Origin of the sequence: Aneurinibacillus migulanus (assembly GCF_001274715.1) — a bacterium.
In the GTDB taxonomy this organism is placed as follows: domain Bacteria; phylum Bacillota; class Bacilli; order Aneurinibacillales; family Aneurinibacillaceae; genus Aneurinibacillus; species Aneurinibacillus migulanus.
Window position 1 is genome coordinate 4,743,198 of sequence record NZ_LGUG01000004.1, and the last position, 17,683, is coordinate 4,760,880.

General features: G+C 45.4%; 18 protein-coding genes, 1 riboswitch and 1 other annotated feature. Of the genes, 6 read left to right on the forward strand and 12 right to left on the reverse strand.

The genetic code is table 11. The features are described 5' to 3' along the window. Positions 1 to 99: 99 nt before the first annotated feature. From AF333_RS24680 to AF333_RS24700, 5 genes are all read right to left on the reverse strand, one after another. A complete protein-coding gene (locus AF333_RS24680) occupies positions 100 to 1,575 on the reverse strand; it encodes an MFS transporter (protein ID WP_052812340.1) in 1,476 nt (491 codons plus the stop codon). Between the two features lie 41 nt (positions 1,576 to 1,616). Beyond that, positions 1,617 to 2,090: a GlcG/HbpS family heme-binding protein gene (locus tag AF333_RS24685; protein WP_043068079.1), complete on the reverse strand. Its 474-nt coding sequence runs from the start codon at positions 2,088 to 2,090 to the stop codon at positions 1,617 to 1,619. Positions 2,091 to 2,166: 76 nt separating this feature from the next. Beyond that, positions 2,167 to 3,624 (reverse strand): aldehyde dehydrogenase family protein, encoded by a 1,458-nt coding sequence (locus AF333_RS24690; RefSeq protein ID WP_043068080.1) that lies wholly within the window; start codon positions 3,622 to 3,624, stop codon positions 2,167 to 2,169. A gap of 100 nt (positions 3,625 to 3,724) precedes the next feature. Then, positions 3,725 to 4,435, reverse strand: coding sequence for a TenA family transcriptional regulator (locus AF333_RS24695; protein WP_043068081.1), 711 nt, complete (start codon positions 4,433 to 4,435; stop codon positions 3,725 to 3,727). Positions 4,436 to 4,630: 195 nt separating this feature from the next. Further along, positions 4,631 to 5,398 (reverse strand): creatininase family protein, encoded by a 768-nt coding sequence (locus AF333_RS24700; RefSeq protein ID WP_307723417.1) that lies wholly within the window; start codon positions 5,396 to 5,398, stop codon positions 4,631 to 4,633. A 177-nt stretch (positions 5,399 to 5,575) separates the two neighbouring features. Between AF333_RS24700 and yyaC the strand changes: the two genes are divergently transcribed. Beyond that, complete coding sequence (gene yyaC, locus AF333_RS24705) at positions 5,576 to 6,142, forward strand: spore protease YyaC (protein ID WP_052812341.1); 567 nt, start codon at positions 5,576 to 5,578, stop codon at positions 6,140 to 6,142. A gap of 33 nt (positions 6,143 to 6,175) precedes the next feature. On the opposite strand, the gene AF333_RS24710 is transcribed toward yyaC, so the two are convergent. The 5 genes from AF333_RS24710 to AF333_RS24730 all read right to left on the reverse strand — a co-directional run bounded on the left by AF333_RS24710 (position 6,176) and on the right by AF333_RS24730 (position 12,897). Continuing rightward, a complete protein-coding gene (locus tag AF333_RS24710) occupies positions 6,176 to 7,648 on the reverse strand; it encodes a hypothetical protein (protein ID WP_043068084.1) in 1,473 nt (490 codons plus the stop codon). Positions 7,649 to 8,089: 441 nt separating this feature from the next. Next, entirely contained in the window at positions 8,090 to 9,580 is a 1,491-nt protein-coding gene (locus AF333_RS24715) for an aldehyde dehydrogenase family protein (RefSeq protein ID WP_043068085.1), read from the reverse strand. Positions 9,581 to 9,745: 165 nt separating this feature from the next. After that, complete coding sequence (locus AF333_RS24720) at positions 9,746 to 10,627, reverse strand: DUF1444 family protein (protein ID WP_043068086.1); 882 nt, start codon at positions 10,625 to 10,627, stop codon at positions 9,746 to 9,748. Between the two features lie 34 nt (positions 10,628 to 10,661). Further along, positions 10,662 to 11,624, reverse strand: a complete 963-nt coding sequence (locus tag AF333_RS24725) for a S8 family peptidase (RefSeq protein WP_043068087.1) — start codon at positions 11,622 to 11,624, stop codon at positions 10,662 to 10,664. 79 nt (positions 11,625 to 11,703) lie between these two features. Then, positions 11,704 to 12,897, reverse strand: a complete 1,194-nt coding sequence (locus AF333_RS24730) for a hypothetical protein (RefSeq protein WP_043068088.1) — start codon at positions 12,895 to 12,897, stop codon at positions 11,704 to 11,706. 170 nt (positions 12,898 to 13,067) lie between these two features. Then, positions 13,068 to 13,196, forward strand: a riboswitch (cyclic di-AMP (ydaO/yuaA leader). A 2-nt stretch (positions 13,197 to 13,198) separates the two neighbouring features. On the opposite strand from AF333_RS24730, the gene AF333_RS24735 reads away from it, so the two are divergent. From AF333_RS24735 to trpS, 5 genes are all read left to right on the forward strand, one after another. Further along, positions 13,199 to 13,552: a hypothetical protein gene (locus AF333_RS24735; protein WP_043068089.1), complete on the forward strand. Its 354-nt coding sequence runs from the start codon at positions 13,199 to 13,201 to the stop codon at positions 13,550 to 13,552. A 97-nt stretch (positions 13,553 to 13,649) separates the two neighbouring features. Then, on the forward strand, positions 13,650 to 14,093 hold the full coding sequence (locus tag AF333_RS24740) for a DUF948 domain-containing protein (RefSeq protein ID WP_043068090.1): 444 nt from the start codon (positions 13,650 to 13,652) through the stop codon (positions 14,091 to 14,093). A 263-nt stretch (positions 14,094 to 14,356) separates the two neighbouring features. Further along, positions 14,357 to 14,506: a protein YhfH gene (yhfH, locus tag AF333_RS32390; protein ID WP_074714760.1), complete on the forward strand. Its 150-nt coding sequence runs from the start codon at positions 14,357 to 14,359 to the stop codon at positions 14,504 to 14,506. Between the two features lie 132 nt (positions 14,507 to 14,638). Then, positions 14,639 to 14,857, forward strand: coding sequence for a hypothetical protein (locus AF333_RS24745; protein ID WP_043068091.1), 219 nt, complete (start codon positions 14,639 to 14,641; stop codon positions 14,855 to 14,857). A 56-nt stretch (positions 14,858 to 14,913) separates the two neighbouring features. Continuing rightward, positions 14,914 to 15,130: a binding site (T-box leader), on the forward strand. Between the two features lie 46 nt (positions 15,131 to 15,176). Next, a complete protein-coding gene (gene trpS / locus AF333_RS24750) occupies positions 15,177 to 16,160 on the forward strand; it encodes a tryptophan--tRNA ligase (RefSeq protein WP_043068092.1) in 984 nt (327 codons plus the stop codon). Between the two features lie 94 nt (positions 16,161 to 16,254). On the opposite strand, the gene AF333_RS24755 is transcribed toward trpS, so the two are convergent. Together AF333_RS24755 and AF333_RS24760 are read right to left on the reverse strand one after the other, a co-directional pair. Continuing rightward, entirely contained in the window at positions 16,255 to 17,052 is a 798-nt protein-coding gene (locus AF333_RS24755) for an enoyl-CoA hydratase-related protein (protein WP_043068093.1), read from the reverse strand. An 89-nt stretch (positions 17,053 to 17,141) separates the two neighbouring features. After that, positions 17,142 to 17,603, reverse strand: coding sequence for a tellurite resistance TerB family protein (locus tag AF333_RS24760; protein WP_043068094.1), 462 nt, complete (start codon positions 17,601 to 17,603; stop codon positions 17,142 to 17,144). Positions 17,604 to 17,683 lie beyond the last annotated feature (80 nt).

The following is a 17,683-nucleotide window of genomic DNA, read 5'->3' on the forward strand; positions in this document are numbered from 1 at the left end:
AAACAGATAACTAAGTCCGATTAATAAAATAGGATACCGGATACCAGCCTGAAAAAAACGTTAGACAACTGCCCGCCACTCATGGTGCTCCCCCATTTTTTATGGTGCTTGCAGAAGCCGTCTCCGCAGTGCAAGCCCTAAAAATAGGATGCCGAGTAAGCAGAATATTAGTGACATCATAAATACGGTTCGCAGACCTGAAACTACATAAGGTGCATAAGCCGCTTCCTTTGTTACCATCCACCTTGAAATGGAGCCGGGGAATGCGTAATCCAAAAACGAAATGCCCATTGCCGTCCCAAGTACCAGCCCCAAATTGCGGACCAGTGCTACCATCCCTCCGACGGCACCTAGACTACTTTTATCGACGCTTCCCATAATTAAGCTATAATTCGGCGATGTAACCATCCCCATACCGGCGCCAAGAACCAAAAGACTGAGACCAAGCAGACTCACAGGCGTCTGCTTGCTGATGAAACTGAGCAAGATGAGTGCCCCTGACATAGAAATAAGTCCTATCATCGTAATTTTTGACGATCCATGCTTATCAGACAGCGAGCCGCTAATCGGTCCCATAATCCCTAACGCAACCGGATACATCATAATCATAATGCCTGCTTGCGACGGTGCGAAATGCCGTACCCCCAGTAGATAGAATGGAAGGGTCACCTGTGTAGCGAACACAGCAACAAACGTGGCCAATCCAACAAACATACCGGCCGAAACCGCCGGCTTTGCAAACAGAGATACATTAAGGAACGGTTCTCGCTTTCGCCTGACGCGCCTGCCAACCCAGTAGTATAATCCTACGAACGCCAACAGGCTAAGAGCGAATGTAAACAAGATGCCTCTCGAGGTCCATCCCCAGGCATTTCCGTTGGAAATACAAAAGATAAATGTGATAATGCAAACTGCGAACAATATCCCGCCGACCCAATCCGGCGTGTGTACGACTCCCGACGAATCGGTCGGAATATAGCGAAATGCAAGAAAGGTAGCAATAACCAGCACTGGTACATGTATAAGGAATAGCCAGTGCCAGTTCAGCCAGTCCATAATCAGTCCGCCAATCATCGGACCGCTCAACGCTCCTAGCGCAACGGCAGTACTTACGAATCCAAGCGCCCGACCACGCGATTCAGTGGGAAAGTAGCGGCTAACCAGTCCAATATTCGTCGCCTGAAACATAGCAGCGCCGAATGCCTGAATAACCCGAAGCACAAGCAGTCCATATACCGTCTCCGTAAATAAAGTTAGGAGTGAACTAAAACCGAAAATAATATATCCTATATTATGAATTCTCTTGCTCCCGAACCGATCGCCCCATTTGCCCATCATTGGAAGAAGAGCGGCGATAACGAGCAGATAGCCGGAAGCAATCCACTGCATAAGGGAGATATCCTGCTGAAAAGTAGCGGAAAGTCCCGGTAGTGCGATGTTGACGATTCCCGCCGTCAGATGGGAAACGAATGCCCCCAGACAAATCGCCAACAGCATGCGATTTAATTCTGCCGTTCGTGCCCCGGTCCTCTGAGCGGGGACCACGCCATGCGGCTTGACTAACGGTTGTGCCATCCATACCGCCTCTTTGTACCGGAGAAGCTTTTCTTCTTCCGTTATTTTTTGATATCAGCCTGTACTAGGACTTCGAATTCATTCCCAAGATAATTCTGTAGCGCCTGGAGTGCGGCGACGCCAACCGCTGTATCCTGCTCACCATTTCCACCGCTGACACCAACTCCGCCTATGACCTCCCCATTCACTACTATAGGAAAGCCCCCGACAAAAATAGCGAACTTGCCCGGAATCATCTGCTGAATACCAAAAGCCTCACCTCCGACGGCTGCAGGCCCTCCTTCTTTATTAAATAGGTGGGTGGAACGCTTATGACCGGATGCGGTGAACGCTTTGGCCATCGAAATCTCTACCCCGGTAACACGGGAGCCGTTCATTCTCTCTAGCGCAATAGCATAACCCCCGTCGTCCACAATACAAATGGTTTCTAAGACCCGGATTTCCTCCGCTTTTTTCCGTGCCGCTTCAATCATAACCTTCGCTTCTTCGAGCTCTAACCGTAATACTTGCCGCATCTCTCATTCTCCCTTCTTCTTTTGCTTTCTTCCGCCTTCACGGTAGGTAGTCCCCCCCACTGAGTGAAGTTTCATTTTATCGATAGATTGTCTTGGCTTGAACATAAAAGTCCAATGCATCACGTCCACTCTCACGGTAAGTGGCCGTACTGGAATTTTTCATGCCGCCGAATGGCGCATTATATGCGACTCCGGTTGTCGGTTTATTAACTTTTACCATGCCAGCCTCGATTTGTTCGGTAAACTGGGTTGCTGTTCTCTCATCAGATGTACAAATCGCTGCTGCTAATCCGTATTCTGTATCATTGGCCAGTGCGAGCGCTTCATTAAACGAGGAAACCTTCAGTACACCGATAACCGGGCCAAAAATTTCTTCTCGCATAATCTTCATCTCCGGATGTACATCGACGAATATAGCTGGTGATACGTAATAGCCTTTGCCAAGCTTCCCTTCCGTTAATTGTTCACCGCCAATTAGAAGTGTTGCTCCTTCCGCCTTGCCACTTTCCACATATGCAAGCACGTTATGCAGTTGACTTTCATTAGCGAGCGGTCCTAGCTTTACACCTTCATCCAGACCGTTACCAACAGTAAGCTTCCCTGTCGCCTCCACAAGCCGCTTGACATATGTGTCATATATCGCTTCCATCACAAATACGCGACTCGTCCCTGTGCAAGCCTGCCCTGTTAGGCTAAACCCCCCGGCAATCGTCATTTGGACCGCCTGATCTACATCGGCGTCATCCATTACGATAAGCGGATTTTTTCCGCCTAATTCAAGTTGAAGACGCGTCCTGAACGAGGCATTTTTGTAGATTTGCTCCCCAGCATGTGTAGAACCGGTAAATGTAACTGCATTAATCTCTTTATGCGAAACAAGGATGTTTCCGATTTTCGCTGCGGAACCGGTAATGAAGTTCAGTACACCAGCCGGCAATCCAGCTTCATGTAAACACTCGACAAAACGAAGTCCGGCAAGCGGCGTATCTGAAGCCGGTTTAAAAATAACCGTATTGCCTGTCACCAGAGCAGGTGCGATTTTGCGTGCGGGAATCGAAATAGGGAAATTCCATGGTGTAATTATGGAGACGACACCGAGAGGTTCCTGCCTCGTATAGAGCAAGCTTCCATCGTCGGTGGGAAGCGTCTGACCCATTACATTTAATCCTTCAGAAGCGTAATAACGTAGTGTTTGCGCCGAACGCTTCACTTCCATTACCGCCTGCGCCAGCACTTTTCCTTCCTCTCGGGTTAATTCTCGTCCATATTGCTCGGCTCTTTCTTCCAATAAATCGGCCGCCCTGTAAAGAATGGCCGCTTTGTTCGACGGAGAGTACTTCGCCCACTCTTTCTGCGCTTGGCGTGCAGAAGCAATGGCTCGCTCTGCATCCTCTTCGTCAGAAGCCGGAAATCTACCTATGCAATCATCGCTATCGGCAGGGTTTATGTTTTCAAAATATTGTCTCGTAGAAGGCTCCACCCATTGACCGTCGATTAAGTTATGGTAGGTTGTCACTTCTGTAGTTATTGTCATTACATTCCCTCCTTAGCCTGGTAATGTTATAGGGTAACTATATAGTACGAACAGCCCTCCCTTTGCGAGAGAGCTGCTCATAAATATCCCCGATTTTCAGTTACAATGTAGCATACGGTTTTTCATCTACAAAAGCCCGATAAATACCGTCGATGTACATCCGGCGCATTTCTGTTGCTTTTTGTACGGCCTTCAGGCAACGATCCTGCAATTCCGGAGTATCCGCATATTTCAGTACGATTTGATAGCCCCGTTCGCCGTGAATTTCATCGGAAACAATATGCAGGTCGAAGAATTCAATTTCATGATCGGTAAATCTGTACTTCTCACGCAAAGTTGGCGTCTGCTTGCGATAGATGCCTGGAACCTGCGATTCGAGACCGACGATAAGCGCTGCAGTTGCGACGATGAAGTTCTCACGCATGGCCATCGCATAGCACCAACTCTGCAATCCCAGTGTCGTTGCGAGCATGTTGTTCGGATCTTCAACCTGCTTGCGTGTCGTACCACATACTTCACCAAAGCGGATAAGTAGATCGGTATGACGGTCACCACCCAGTTCTTCTTCCCACATGTTTTGCAGGAGGAAATCCTTCGCATCTTCATACGGACAATTGGAGTACATATACCCTAAGTAATCTGCGAATGGTCCAACGTAGTGATAATGCTGTTCTACCCACTTTGCGAACTGCTCGCGTGTTAATTGTCCTTCAGCCCATGCATTCGTGAATGGAGCAACTTCACTGCTGTTTCCTTTTACTGCCGCTTCCAGCTTCTCGCGAAACACTTCTTTGTCCATTAATTCTGCCATTATTCATCCCTCCTTGTATATTGTATACCAATTTAACAAAAAAATTAGAGCTTGTCCTTTTATTCTGCTTCATTTCTAATTTAGCATAACAAGCGGACCACCTTTTAAGTATATTGTATACCAAAACTTTTCTTGCTTTTATATTAACACATAAAAATAGCGTGTCAACGAATTTTATTTAAAAATTAGATTTTTCTATAAATTATTTACAGAATGTTGCGTATACAATAAAAAACGTATCTCCTCTTCCAACCGCTCCAGTGCCGTCTCTACGATTTTCTCTCCAAGCTCATAGCTGCCTCGCGTGGCGTCTCCAATACATCCGTTTTTCGTCATTTCTTCATAATGATAGAACCCTTGAAGCGGATTACCCGGGCGTAGATGACGCCAACGAGGGTTTTCATTTAACTGTCCCCCCTGCAAACAATCCTCCCTCAGCAATTCCGGTGCCAGATAATACGCTTCAGATACTTCCCGTTCACAACTATGGCCAAATGGTGAGGAAGAAATATAATCTTTATAAACCTCGCTTGCACTGGCCGTCGTTTTTGCATAATAAATTGTTACATCTAGCTCAACGCTCAACTTCTGACAAGCAATAGACAATGTAGATTGATTGCCTCCATGTGCATTCAACCAGAGAAAGTTTATAATGCCATGATGCTTTAATGAGACGGTAATATCCCGCAACAGACTCACCATCGTTTCCGGTTGCAACGAAATTGTACCAGGAAAATTCATATGGTGCGGCGATACGCCCATTGTGATTGTAGGGGCGACAATAGTAAGCGGGTGAAGCCGTGTAGCCAGTTTATCCGCCATTCTCTTCGCCAATACAGCATCACAGCTTTCTACCATATGCGGTCCATGCTGTTCATGCGCTCCGATCGGTATAACTGCCAATTTTGCTTGATTTAACGCTTCCTTAATTTCCGGCCAGGTCATTTGCTGCAAATCATACATGTTCACAAATATGCCTCCCTATCTCATTGTTTTTTTATCCTTTATATTGTATATTGTATACCATAATTGAATAAATAAGTAGCATGTTTATGTATTTTTGCTCTATGGTTGCAGCAGAAAAAGAGGACTTTGTGTGATGTGGTATAATATAGAAAAAATATATTTGGAGAGATAGATGTGATTATACAAATACATTATAAGGAAAGAAACGCCGCTGTCCATTTATGTAAAAGCCTGACACTTCTATTTAGGGCAGCTGGAGAAAGACCGCTTGTATTCGTCTGCATTGGAACAATTAAAGCGATCGGTGATGCGCTTGGACCGATGATAGGCACACTGCTTCAGGACAGTGAACTGAAAAATACGCATATCTACGGCACGATTAAGGAGCCGGTGCATGCATTGAATCTACAAGATACGATGCAAGAAATCCATGAAAAATACAATCATCCATTTATCGTGGCAGTTGATGCTTCTCTCGGTCACCTGCACCATATTGGCTATATTCAGCTATTGGAAGGCCCTCTTTTTCCAGGCAACAGCATGAAAAAGTCACTTCCACAAGTAGGCGATATTCATATCAAAGGTATTGTAAATACGATCGGTCCTTACAATTATATGATGCTGCAAAATGCGAATGAAAAATCGGTGCGCAACATGGCTAAAACAATCGCTACAGCTTTATTTAATGCATCTGCGCTAACCGAAAAAAAGCCCCAAAAAGCCGCTGACCATGTGGTATAATCCATTAGGCCAACGGCTTTTTGTTCATTATGCTTACCAAATGATAACGGCAAGTATAGTAGCAATGATAAGTCCAGTCATAACGGGCAAAAAGTTCTTTCGTGCCAGTTCAATAGGGGAGACGCCTACAAACGCAGCAACAGCGATTAACGATGACCACGCGATAAATGTACCACCTCCAGACCAAATGGAACCTATTTGTCCTACTGCCGCCAACATCGACGTATCGATGCCTGTCCCGTGTGATAATGCACCGGCAAGAGCTCCTGTAATTGGCAGGCCGGCAAATCCAGACCCGTCAATCCCACACAGAATGCCTACAAGCAGCACGCCGAATGCGGCAATAAACTCATTGCTCGGAATATAAGCTTGTATGCCCTCTACAATATCAAACAAAAACCCCGGTGCCCCTTCGCCGAACACAGCAGTGGAATGCTCCTGTCCACCCAAAAAGAAGAAAGCGGCAATCGGAATAATAGATCCCATAATTTTAATAGCAAAGCCAAATCCTTCAGTCAATCGCTCTCCTATTTCTTCGAATGCATCCCCTTTATGCTTGACGATCGTCGCCACAAGCATAATAATAGCTGCGGTTCCTCCAATTAATGCCCCGGCATCCCCTCCTTTAATATCAAACACGCTCATCGCGACAATATCAAGCAAGAACATGACAATAGTAAAGACAGCGAAAAAAGTTGCAGTAGCCCCTGATTCTTTTTGGGGCATAAACTCTAGCGTAGCGGCTGCCTCTGCTTCGCCTTCTTCAAAATACGTCCCGTCCAATTCATCTAGCTGTGCTTCCTCTTTTTGCATACCTGCCGGCTTCTTAATCGTTTTGGCAATACGGACGTATGAGATGACGCTCGCTACACCACCGACAATTAACGTGAGTACAATTGATTTTATCCATATTGCTTCCGACAATTGAGGCATCCCGGCCGCCTTGGCAGACAGTGCCGGTGCTACCTGCATCAATGCATCGGCTGACAGTGCTACCTGCATCAATGCATCGGCTGACAGTGCCATTCCTTGTCCAGCCAGCGTAATCGCGATTGCAATACCTATTGGCGGCAATCCGACTCGCAGAGCAACCGGTATTAATACAGCTGCAACCAGAGGAACGGCTGGAGTTGGCCAGAATGCCGTAGATAACAACGCCGTGGCTACGAATAAAATCCAGTAAGCCGCATGTCCATTTACCATAATTCCCTGGATGGGTGTAATCATTTTTCGGTCAGCACCAAGCTCTTTAAGCGCATTCAACATTCCCACCATGAATGCAATCAGCAAAATAATGCTGAATAACTCTTTCGCCGCCATGATATTTGCGGTGTAAATTGCGGCCAATCCTGCTACGATTCCTTCGCCGAATCCTCCTTTATACGCCCAACCCAGCAAAAAGGTAGTAACGAGTGAAGGAATAATGACTCCTTTGCGAAAAAGCATCGCCACTACGACAGTGATAGCCCCCAACGCATAAATGATATGCGCTACATCCCAGTTCATGCATACCCCTCCTTGCCTAATTGTCCCTTTTACTGCCAGCACCTACTTTAGACTAAATATTCTGTCATATTAATCGATTCAACTGTGCCTTACATACAAAGTTTCATAAAACACACCTTCTTCCAACGAAGTATATTGTATACCATTTACTGAAGTCTAACACATTATTTACGGTAATAATAGTATTTTTTAAATAATCTAACAACTATCTTTCTTTGTATTTCCACGGGCGAAAAACTCACGGGCGCCTGCACGCGGCCTTTTTCGCCTATCGTGACATACGCCTCACGAATTTTTCAAGTGATACGATCGAAAGAAACGATATGTTGCTTTCTTGCTTTACAGCGACATATCGTTTCTTATCCATCAACAAGGGAGCAGAAGCGCCGTAAGGCATTCTGCTCCCTTGTTTTTTATCTTATTGCAACATTACTTGTTGCTCTAGCGAATATTTACCCACACACTCTTTACTTCTGTATACAATTCGAGTGCGTAGCTGCCCATTTCACGTCCAATACCACTTTGCTTATATCCACCGAACGGAGAAGCTGCATCGAACACATTATAGCAATTCACCCAAACCGTACCTGCCCTGATACGATCCGCGATTCTATGAGCTTTAGAAACATCCTGTGTCCATACGCCTGCAGCAAGCCCATATGTTGTGCGGTTGGCCCGCTCAACTAAATCATCTATATCTTCGAATGGCATTGCCGCCAATACCGGTCCGAAAATTTCTTCCTGGGCAATGGTCATCTCATCCGTTACTTCAGAGAATACCGTTGGCGTAACGAAATAGCCCTGCTCTAGCGCTTCATCTTCCCGTACAGCGCTAATGATTTGTGCTCCTTCTTTTTTACCGATGTCAATGTAATCGGTAACGCGGCTGAACTGTTCAGAGGATACGAGCGGTCCCATCTCCGTATCCGGTGATAGCCCGTTGCCCACTTTAATCTTTTGAGCATGGGACACCATATCGCTCAGCACATTGTCATATACTTTTTTATGCACATACAGGCGTGAGCCTGCGCAGCATACTTGTCCCTGATTGAAGAAAATGCCGCTTAGCGCTCCCGGAATCGCCCGTGACATGTCGGCATCCGGCAGAATAATATTCGGCGACTTGCCGCCCAATTCTAAGGAAATCTTCTTCAGTGTTCCCGCTGCTTTTTGCATAATCAGACGTCCGATTTCTGTAGAACCAGTAAACGCAATTTTGTCTACATCATAATGCTCGACAAGCGGCTGTCCTGCCGTCTCGCCAAATCCGGTTACAATATTCACTACGCCTTCCGGGAATCCGGCTTCCATAATAAGTTCGCCCAGGCGAATCGCCGATAACGGAGTCTGTTCCGCCGGCTTCAATACAACTGTATTGCCGCAGGCAAGAGCTGCGCCCAGCTTCCATGCCGCCATAAGAAGCGGGAAATTCCACGGAATGATTTGGCCGACCACACCGACTGGCTCCCGTTTCGTATAGTTAAAATAATCCGGAACGGAGACCGGAATAGTCTGCCCATAAATCTTCGTCGCCCAGCCTGCATAGTAGCGGAAATGGTCCACCGTCAGCGGCACATCCGCATTCGACGTCTCCCGAATCGGTTTTCCGTTATCCAGCGTCTCTAACTGAGCCAATTCCTCCGCATTTTGTTCAATCAAATCGGCCAGACGATACAAAAGTTGTCCGCGCTGCGACGGACTTACCTTGCTCCAAGGGCCGCTGAGAGCCGCTCTCGCTGCTTTTACCGCTTTGTCAATATCCTCGGCGTCGCCCTCGGCGACATGGCACAGTACTTCCTTCGTAGCCGGGTTTACCGTAGCAAACGTCTTACCGTTTGCAGCTTCCACCCATTGACCATTAATCAATAGTTTTTTCGGTTCCTTGAGGAATTTTTCAACATTCGGATGTAACGATGGAGAAGCCAGCTGCATGAACAAATGCCTCCTTTTATTTTTGGAATCTGAATCCACCAATTACTATATATGAAAAAGCTAGCAAAATAAATATTTTTTTAAAAATAATTAAAATATTCTTTCGATAATATACAACAAAAACCGACATGCTAACATGCCGGTTTCCTGTAGTACATTATCGCTTTATCTTTCTGGTGGCCGCTTCTTTCTGCCGCCGTGACTCGGATATTTATGACGTGATTTTGGATTGCGCATCACCATATACGGTTCAAGGCCATCCTCCGTATACATAAACGGAATCGGCGAAATCGGAATATTACCTCGCATGGAAAAATCAACAGCGATTTGTGCCAGCATATACGCACCCTTAGCATCGGCTAAGTCTGCGACAATCAATACATCTTGGTGCGGAAGAGCAATGCCCATTTTTCCGTTGATTTTTTGCCGCATCCAGGAAAGCAAATCCTGATTTAATGCGCGGCTAGCGCTATAACTATCAGGCTCTGTAAAAAAGTAGAATACATTATCTCCTACCTTGTCACGCTTTGGCGTGCTTTCGAGCCGTGCCAAATTATTTAGCGCTGCCTCATGCAATTCATCCTCCGTCAGCTCTGCTTCCTTCAGCATATCACGGGTGATTAGCGTATAACTCGACTCCAAATCCAGCGCATACAACACGATCGTTTCTGCTGTATGCTCACGCCACACCATATTGCGATGATTTTCCTTTATGAAAGAAGGGTGGCGTAGCACTGGATATAATTTTGTTTCACTGCCTCGTACAGTATGATTTTGCGTCGCTTCGTGCGCAATCAGAATGACTTTCTCCACAAATTCTTCAATCCATTGCTCCTTGTCTGATTCATGCTGCTCTACCTTGGCGAATAATGGGTCAAGCTTTACATGAATACCACCATCCCGCTGCTGTCCATGAAAGAGAACAATGGTGTTTTCTTTCCCTTCTTCGCTTTCGGCATGCCAACCTTCCGGAAGGGAACGCTGCAATCTCTCAATTACTTTGTGGTGTGTCTCTTTTCGTAATTCGTCCTGTTTATTTTCTTCCATCGTATCTCTTCCTTACCATTTCATTTATTGTTCTCTATGCAGGCAAAGAGCGACGTAGATAATGTTTGATGCGCCGTGCAGACACTTTGCGATTTTTGCTGGCAAGCTGCAGTGCGGTCATTCCTGAGATATGGGCGGCCGCCATGGATGTACCGTCTAACGACCGATACTTTCCTCCTGGCCATGTTGAGTAAATATTCACGCCGGGTGCCGCCACATCCATTCCCCGTCCTCTGGAGCTGAATGAGGCCAATTTCCCCTGTTTATCTATCGCTCCTACTGCAATTACTTCAGGATAGCGTGCCGGGTATTCCAATGCGCCACCATTATTGCCGGCTGACGCCACCAAATAAATACCTGCAGCAGCTGCCCTTTTAATTGCCGCATGTAACGCTGGACTGTTTTCCTCTATACCAAAACTCATATTAATAACATCCATACGATTGGCCACTGCCCAATTGATGCCGGCAATAATCGTACGCAGGTCCGCCGTCCCGTCCGGATAGAATGCACGTATGTCGTATAAAGAAGCCCGCGGAGCCATCCCAACTACTCCGCGCCCATTCAAGAGCGCAGCAATAGTACCGGCCACATGGGTTCCATGCCCGCGCGAATCTGAGGGTTTGCCCGCTCCTTTAATAAAATCAATTCCGCCTTTTACCTGACCGCGCAAATCAGGATGACGGCGCGAGATGCCCGTATCAATTACCGCAACCTTGATTTCATTGCCCGTGGTTGTTTTCCATAAATCAGGCGCGCCCATTTTCTTTATGCCCCAGGGCACAATCTCCTTAGCGTGCAATCGTACCTTCACGTCGCTCTCTACATGGGCTCCAAACGAACGAAACAACTCGGCATGCGCCTTGTATTCTTTCTCAGGCAGACAAAAACACCATACGTTCTCATAACAGGTAACAGCCTTGCCGGCTCCGTTCTGACGCAATCTTTCAAGCAACTTTTCAAACGCTTTACGGCGAGAAATAGAGATTAGTTTCATACCCGATACCTCCGTTTTTCACATCGTACGCTTTATGATAAAAAAAGGTACGGGCGGGCTTTTCAAAATACTTGCCCGATTAGCCAAATAGCTTCCGTTCGAATTCCTCTATAACTTGACGGGGGTCTTCTCCCGTCCACTCTGCAATACGGGCCAGTGCACCGCTAATAAATTTCACAAACTCTTCCAACTCCTGCTCATCATATACAACTTCGTCGCCTTCTACACGGGACTTCACGACCATTGATGTAACAAAGCGCGTCATTGGTACATATTGATCATTCAAAAAATAAAACACATACGGGTATTGTTCCACAAGACGGCTGGCCCAGGCATTCACCGCTTCGTCCCCCATCACATCTTCGAGTTCACCGGAGAACCCATAAAAAGAAAATACAAGCCCACCTTTTTTCTCAAGTATTTGCTCCGGATCGGATAAGGTATGATCAAAAAAAGTAGTTAATTTAGCAATATCTTCACTTTCGACTTCTCCGCGAGACACTTGGATTGGTGTAATACGGGCGAATTCATCTTCCTTTTCCTCCTTCAATTGTTGCCCGCTAGCTTCATGTTCTTGCTGTTCTGCAATCAATTCATTCTCCTCGCCTTGAAGACTCTGCGAAATCGCATCCATCCACTTCTCAAAATGGCTGAAATCTTCCTCCGTTAACTTCCAATGAATTGCTTCGGCAAATGCTTTCCCAATTCGACGCGCATCCCATGCAAGTGCATCACACGTATCATAAATCATTACTAGACGTCCCTGCAGGAATGTTTGCTGCTTCTCAGGATGCGCAGGCAGCACGTATGTCCGGTAAATCCTGGCCGTCTCCTCGTCTTGCCAGTCAAAAAAAGCAGTAGCATCATACGTCTCGCGCTCGGCTCCTTCAATGTACTTTCCGATACGCTTGGCGAAGAACTCATCCGTTTCCTCTGCAAGCTCCCGTGAGAGACGAAGCTGCAGGCGGCCTTCGCTGCGTAGGCCAAGCTCCACTTGTTCAAGAATTTCTTCAACGAGGTTCATCATTTCTCTATAGCTATGATGTTCAATTTTATCACGCGTAATCACGTACATACGAGGCTCGGCACGAGGCACTTCCAAATTTTCGGATTTTGCAGCAGTTTCGAAAGTAAAAGCCGGCTCAGGTTCCTCCTCTTTGGTCGCCTCCATGTCTTCTTCATATGATTCTGCCTCTGAGTGCTCCGACATCGTTTCGTGTTCCTTATCATTTTTTCGTCCCGCAAACATCCTGCGCAGGAATTGTCGTACCATGTTATAATTCCTCCTGTTGCCTTTTCCTACGTATTCGACACCCTTTTTATGTTTTCCTACCCTATTGTAATGGTAAATTGACAGTAGGGAAAGCATCCAAAGCACGTAAATCTTGTGCGCTAAAAATCTAATTGACAATCGATGTCTTGTGTCTTATTATGATTCAATCATGATTCAATGCGCCGAATCCGAAAGGAGCGGGGGACCCACGCAATAGGGGTGAATCACCTCTGGTGTAGGGCATTCAACCTTATGTCCGAACCCGTCAGCTAACCTCGCAGGCAAAATAAGGAGAGGAATTATGGTTAGTTTTTTCAGGAGCGTATTAAAGAAGGAAAACAAGCCAAAGACGTTACAGGAACTGCAAACAGATGCAAAGAAGAGCTTGGTAGGGTTAACAGGGAAAAAAGTAACCGTGCAGGTGGAAACCAATCAGGAAAAAAAAGAAATTAAAGGGATTCTTAAAAAAGTATCAGCGGAAATTATGGGTACGAAAAACCAATGCCTTCACTTCTGTCTTGACATCAACACACAAAGTATCGGGACGATGGAAATCAGTTCGGTTTACGAAGATAATGGCCAGATTATCATTTTATGCGAACCAGACCATGCGCACCCGGGTCACTACAACAAAATCATCACCGTGACGAAATAAGACATTTCGCCCCCCGATCGAGACAGGTCGGGGTGTTTATTTTTTATGAAGTTGCGGTAATAAACAAGTAACCACTTGAAGCAAAGGAGTGACATGGATGGAGCTTGCGATTACGATTGCGGTTATTGTGGTGGCTATCGCTGTCGCTATTCTTACAATTTATATGGTTATCTTCTTCCGTAACTTAATTCCCTTGATTAGGAATACAGATGAAACCGTACGCCGTGTACAGGGGAACGTCGATCAACTGATGGCGAGCGTTGATGTCTCGCTCGGGGAAATGAATCGTATTTCAAGTGACATCGCTACAAAGATGGATAAACTTGATAGCAGTTTCGAAGCGGTAGATTCCATCGGACGAGGACTTACGATCGCATCAGAAACCGTACAGGAAAAAATGGTAACGAAAGATCGGCGCTGGGCAGATAAAATCTCCGAGCTGGCTGCTGCCGGATTCAGCATTTATCAGGGCGTAAATAAGCTGCGACAACAAAAGGCAACGGCACAGTCTCCGACACAACAACCATCTTCACACATATAATCCAAGAAGAAACAGGTCTTGCTTTAAAATAAGCAAGACCTGTTTCTTCTCTGTCATATAACAAAAATGCAACGTTCACTTTCTTATTACACCTTCTATATACAAATAGGCAGAGTAGTTGAAAAATGCTAAATAATTAGTATGAGAGAGAAATACGCCGAATAAAAGAGAAATATATATAAAACTATTTTATTTATGCTACAACAGAATGTTGAAAAATCGCAACTGTTATATTACAATAATAAAAAAAGGAGGCGTCAACTATGATTCCAGTATCTGAGTTCTATAACAACCTTCCGAAAAAGACATGTGCGCGTTGCGGAGCGTTGCTGTCCGAACAAGCCGAGTCATACAAATCGGAGTGCGATGAATGGGAACCATGCAAATTAAAAAAGGATAACTATCCCGCTTAACTTTACAATTCATATAAGGAAAACTACATGATGAAGAAAAATATATAGTAGCACCTCACCAAAAAGTTGGAGAGGTGTTTTATTTTTTGGGTATATAAAGTAGATAAGCAAATTTAAGAAAAGAGGTGCGATATGTACAATAAGACGGCCAATTCACTTCAAGCCGATATTGTGCTACAAGTTAAGCGCTGGTTTTCTTCCTGGCAACCTAGCTATGAGCAGCTCGAAGGGTTTATCTACGGGTATCTGCAAAATTGTGACCCTACCTCCCCCTTGTCAGAGAAAAAGCTATTCGCCCGTGAATTAATTCCGAGAATTTACGAAGAATTGCATAAAAACGATGTTATGTAGTACTAGCACTTGAAAACTATGGTCATTTTGTATTATCATTAGTTCCAATTCCAATAATAAAGGCAATGACGAAGAAGAGTAAGCAGATCGAGACGTTACAGAGAGCCGGGGAAGCTGGAATCCCGGTACGTACTCCCTGACTGAATGGACTTCCGAGCTCCCTGTCGAACGTGCATATCAGTAGACAGTGGCGGGCTTCCCTCCGTTATACGGGAGTAAGCGAACCGGCGATTACGGTTAATTAGGGTGGCACCACGGTCCCTCGTCCCTTGCGGATGGGGGATTTTTTTATTTTACATATAAAGGAGTGGAATTTTAAATGAAACAGATTTTTTCCGGCGTACAGCCAAGCGGTAACTTTACGCTGGGCAACTACATCGGGGCGATGAAACGTTTTGTTGATCTACAGGATGAAGGAAATTGTATTTACTCTATCGTTAATTTGCATTCGCTAACCGTGCCAAAAGAAGCCAATGAACTGCGTGAGTATACGTTACAATTGGCTGCAATGTATGTAAGTATTGGTATCGATCCGAAGAAGTCCATTTTGTTTATCCAATCGCAAGTGCCTGAGCATGCTGAACTCGGTTGGCTGATGCAGTGCACCGGATATATCGGCGAACTGGAGCGTATGACCCAATACAAAGATAAATCCGCAGGCAAAGAAATCGTTACTGGTGGACTTTTAACCTATCCGGCATTAATGGCGGCTGATATTTTGCTCTATAATACGACACATGTTCCGGTAGGCGAGGATCAGAAGCAGCATCTTGAATTCACGCGAGATATGGCAGCTCGCTTCAATAAGAAGTACGGGGAAACATTCGTTATTCCCGAACCGATGATTCAGGAGTTCGGGGGACGCATCATGTCGCTTGACGATCCGACAAAAAAAATGAGCAAAAGCAATCCAAATGCAGGTAGCTATATTGCTCTGCTCGACGAACCAAGTGTAATTGTTAAGAAAATAAAACGTGCTGTTACTGACTCGGAAGGCACCGTACGCTACGATAAGGAAAATAAACCGGCTGTGAGCAATTTATTGACGATTTACTCCGCTTGCTCTGGCGAGTCAATCGATGCAATTGTGGCTCGCTATGAAGGAAGAGGATACGGTGATTTCAAGAAGGATTTAGCCGAAGTGGTAGTCAGTGCTCTTACACCGATTCAGGAAGAATACAAACGTTGGATTAATAGTCCCGAACTTACAGATATCCTAAAAGATGGTGCTGAACGCGCACATGCGGTAGCTTCTACAACCATGGATAAAGTCCGTAAAAATATGGGCCTTGTAACATTCTAGATAAGAAAAACTTGCGGGCTCTGGCTGCTTGTCCTTTTTCCACAAAGAAGACGCGCCGATAATGCAAAAGACGGCGCGTTTTCTATATCATAATTTATTCTCCTTTAAATTCCGGTTTACGCTTTTCACTAAAAGCGTTAAGCGCCTCTATGCGATCCTTTGTCGGAATAATCACTTCGTACGCCTTTGTTTCAATCTTCATACCGGTCTTTATATCGACTTCCATGCCGTAATTAATCGCATATTTAGCCTGAATGACAGCCAGTGGACCGTTTTGCATAATTTCTTCCGCCAGCTCCCGGCACTTCGGAAGCAATTCTTCACGTGTCGTTATCCCATTCAAAATACCTAGTTGCTCTGCTGTGATAGCATCAATTTTACGTGCGGTCAAAATCAACTCTTTCGCCTTTCCTTTACCGATTAAGCGAGGTAAGCGTTGTGTGCCCCCGGCGCCGGGGATAATAGCCCAGCTGACTTCTGTCATACCAAGCTTTGCCGAATCAACTGCATAGCGAAAATCGCAGGCTAGCGCCATCTCGAATCCACCGCCGAAGCAGAAGCCGTTCACCGCTGCAATTGTCGGTTGAGGCAATTCTTCTACCATATCGAATACGGAACGGATTTTATAAATGAACCTGCGCACTTGCGCCTCGCTCATTGTCCGCCGTTCTTTCAAATCTGCGCCCGTGCTGAAAGACTTCTCTCCGGCACCAGTAAATATAACAGCCCGAATCTCCCTGTCGAAGCGAATTTGCTCAAGAGTACTTTCCAACTGCACCAGCATATCATAATCAAAACAATTCAACGCATCTGGACGATTCAGTGTTACGAATGCCAGATGCCCTTCTTTTTCGAATAAGACATTAGCTTTTGCTGCTACTTCATTACTCATACATTCGCCCCCCATTTCTCTACAATACGCAATGTTTTCCTGCAGTATTAATTCTACGAATGTATGCGTTTTCCTGCCGTACAAAAAGCTTAATAAGTGATATTTTTATCTTTGACGGAACTTTCGCTCCCTATGATGCTATCCCAGCGCTTAAGCCAAGAAATACCTTCTATTACCCAGGATTCAACTTGTTCTATCTTGCTCCTTGCAATGTCAAGCGCATGCCCGATTGTATAAATAACAGAGATCTCTTCCTTCGCTATATCTTTATCGAGAGCTGCAAGCTTAAACATTTTACGGAGAAGCATCATTTTTTCCGGAACACTTAGATACGGACTTACTTCCCGTGCCAATACTTCTGGGTCCTTCGCATTCTCTAAATCATCATGGAACACCTGGCGCTCCCGCACAGTGAAAATATCAAGGTTAACTTGATGAAAAATCCGCTCCATCTCTTCATCATCTAAATATCCGTCCGCTTGTGCTACACAAATGAGCAATCGAATCTCATACAATTTCGGATGGGTTGCCGCATCCGCTGCCTCTTTCATTTAAATAATGCTCCTTTCATGAAAACGCTTTATTTTCATTATAACATTTTCACCTGTACTAAATTGTTATGAAAATCGTA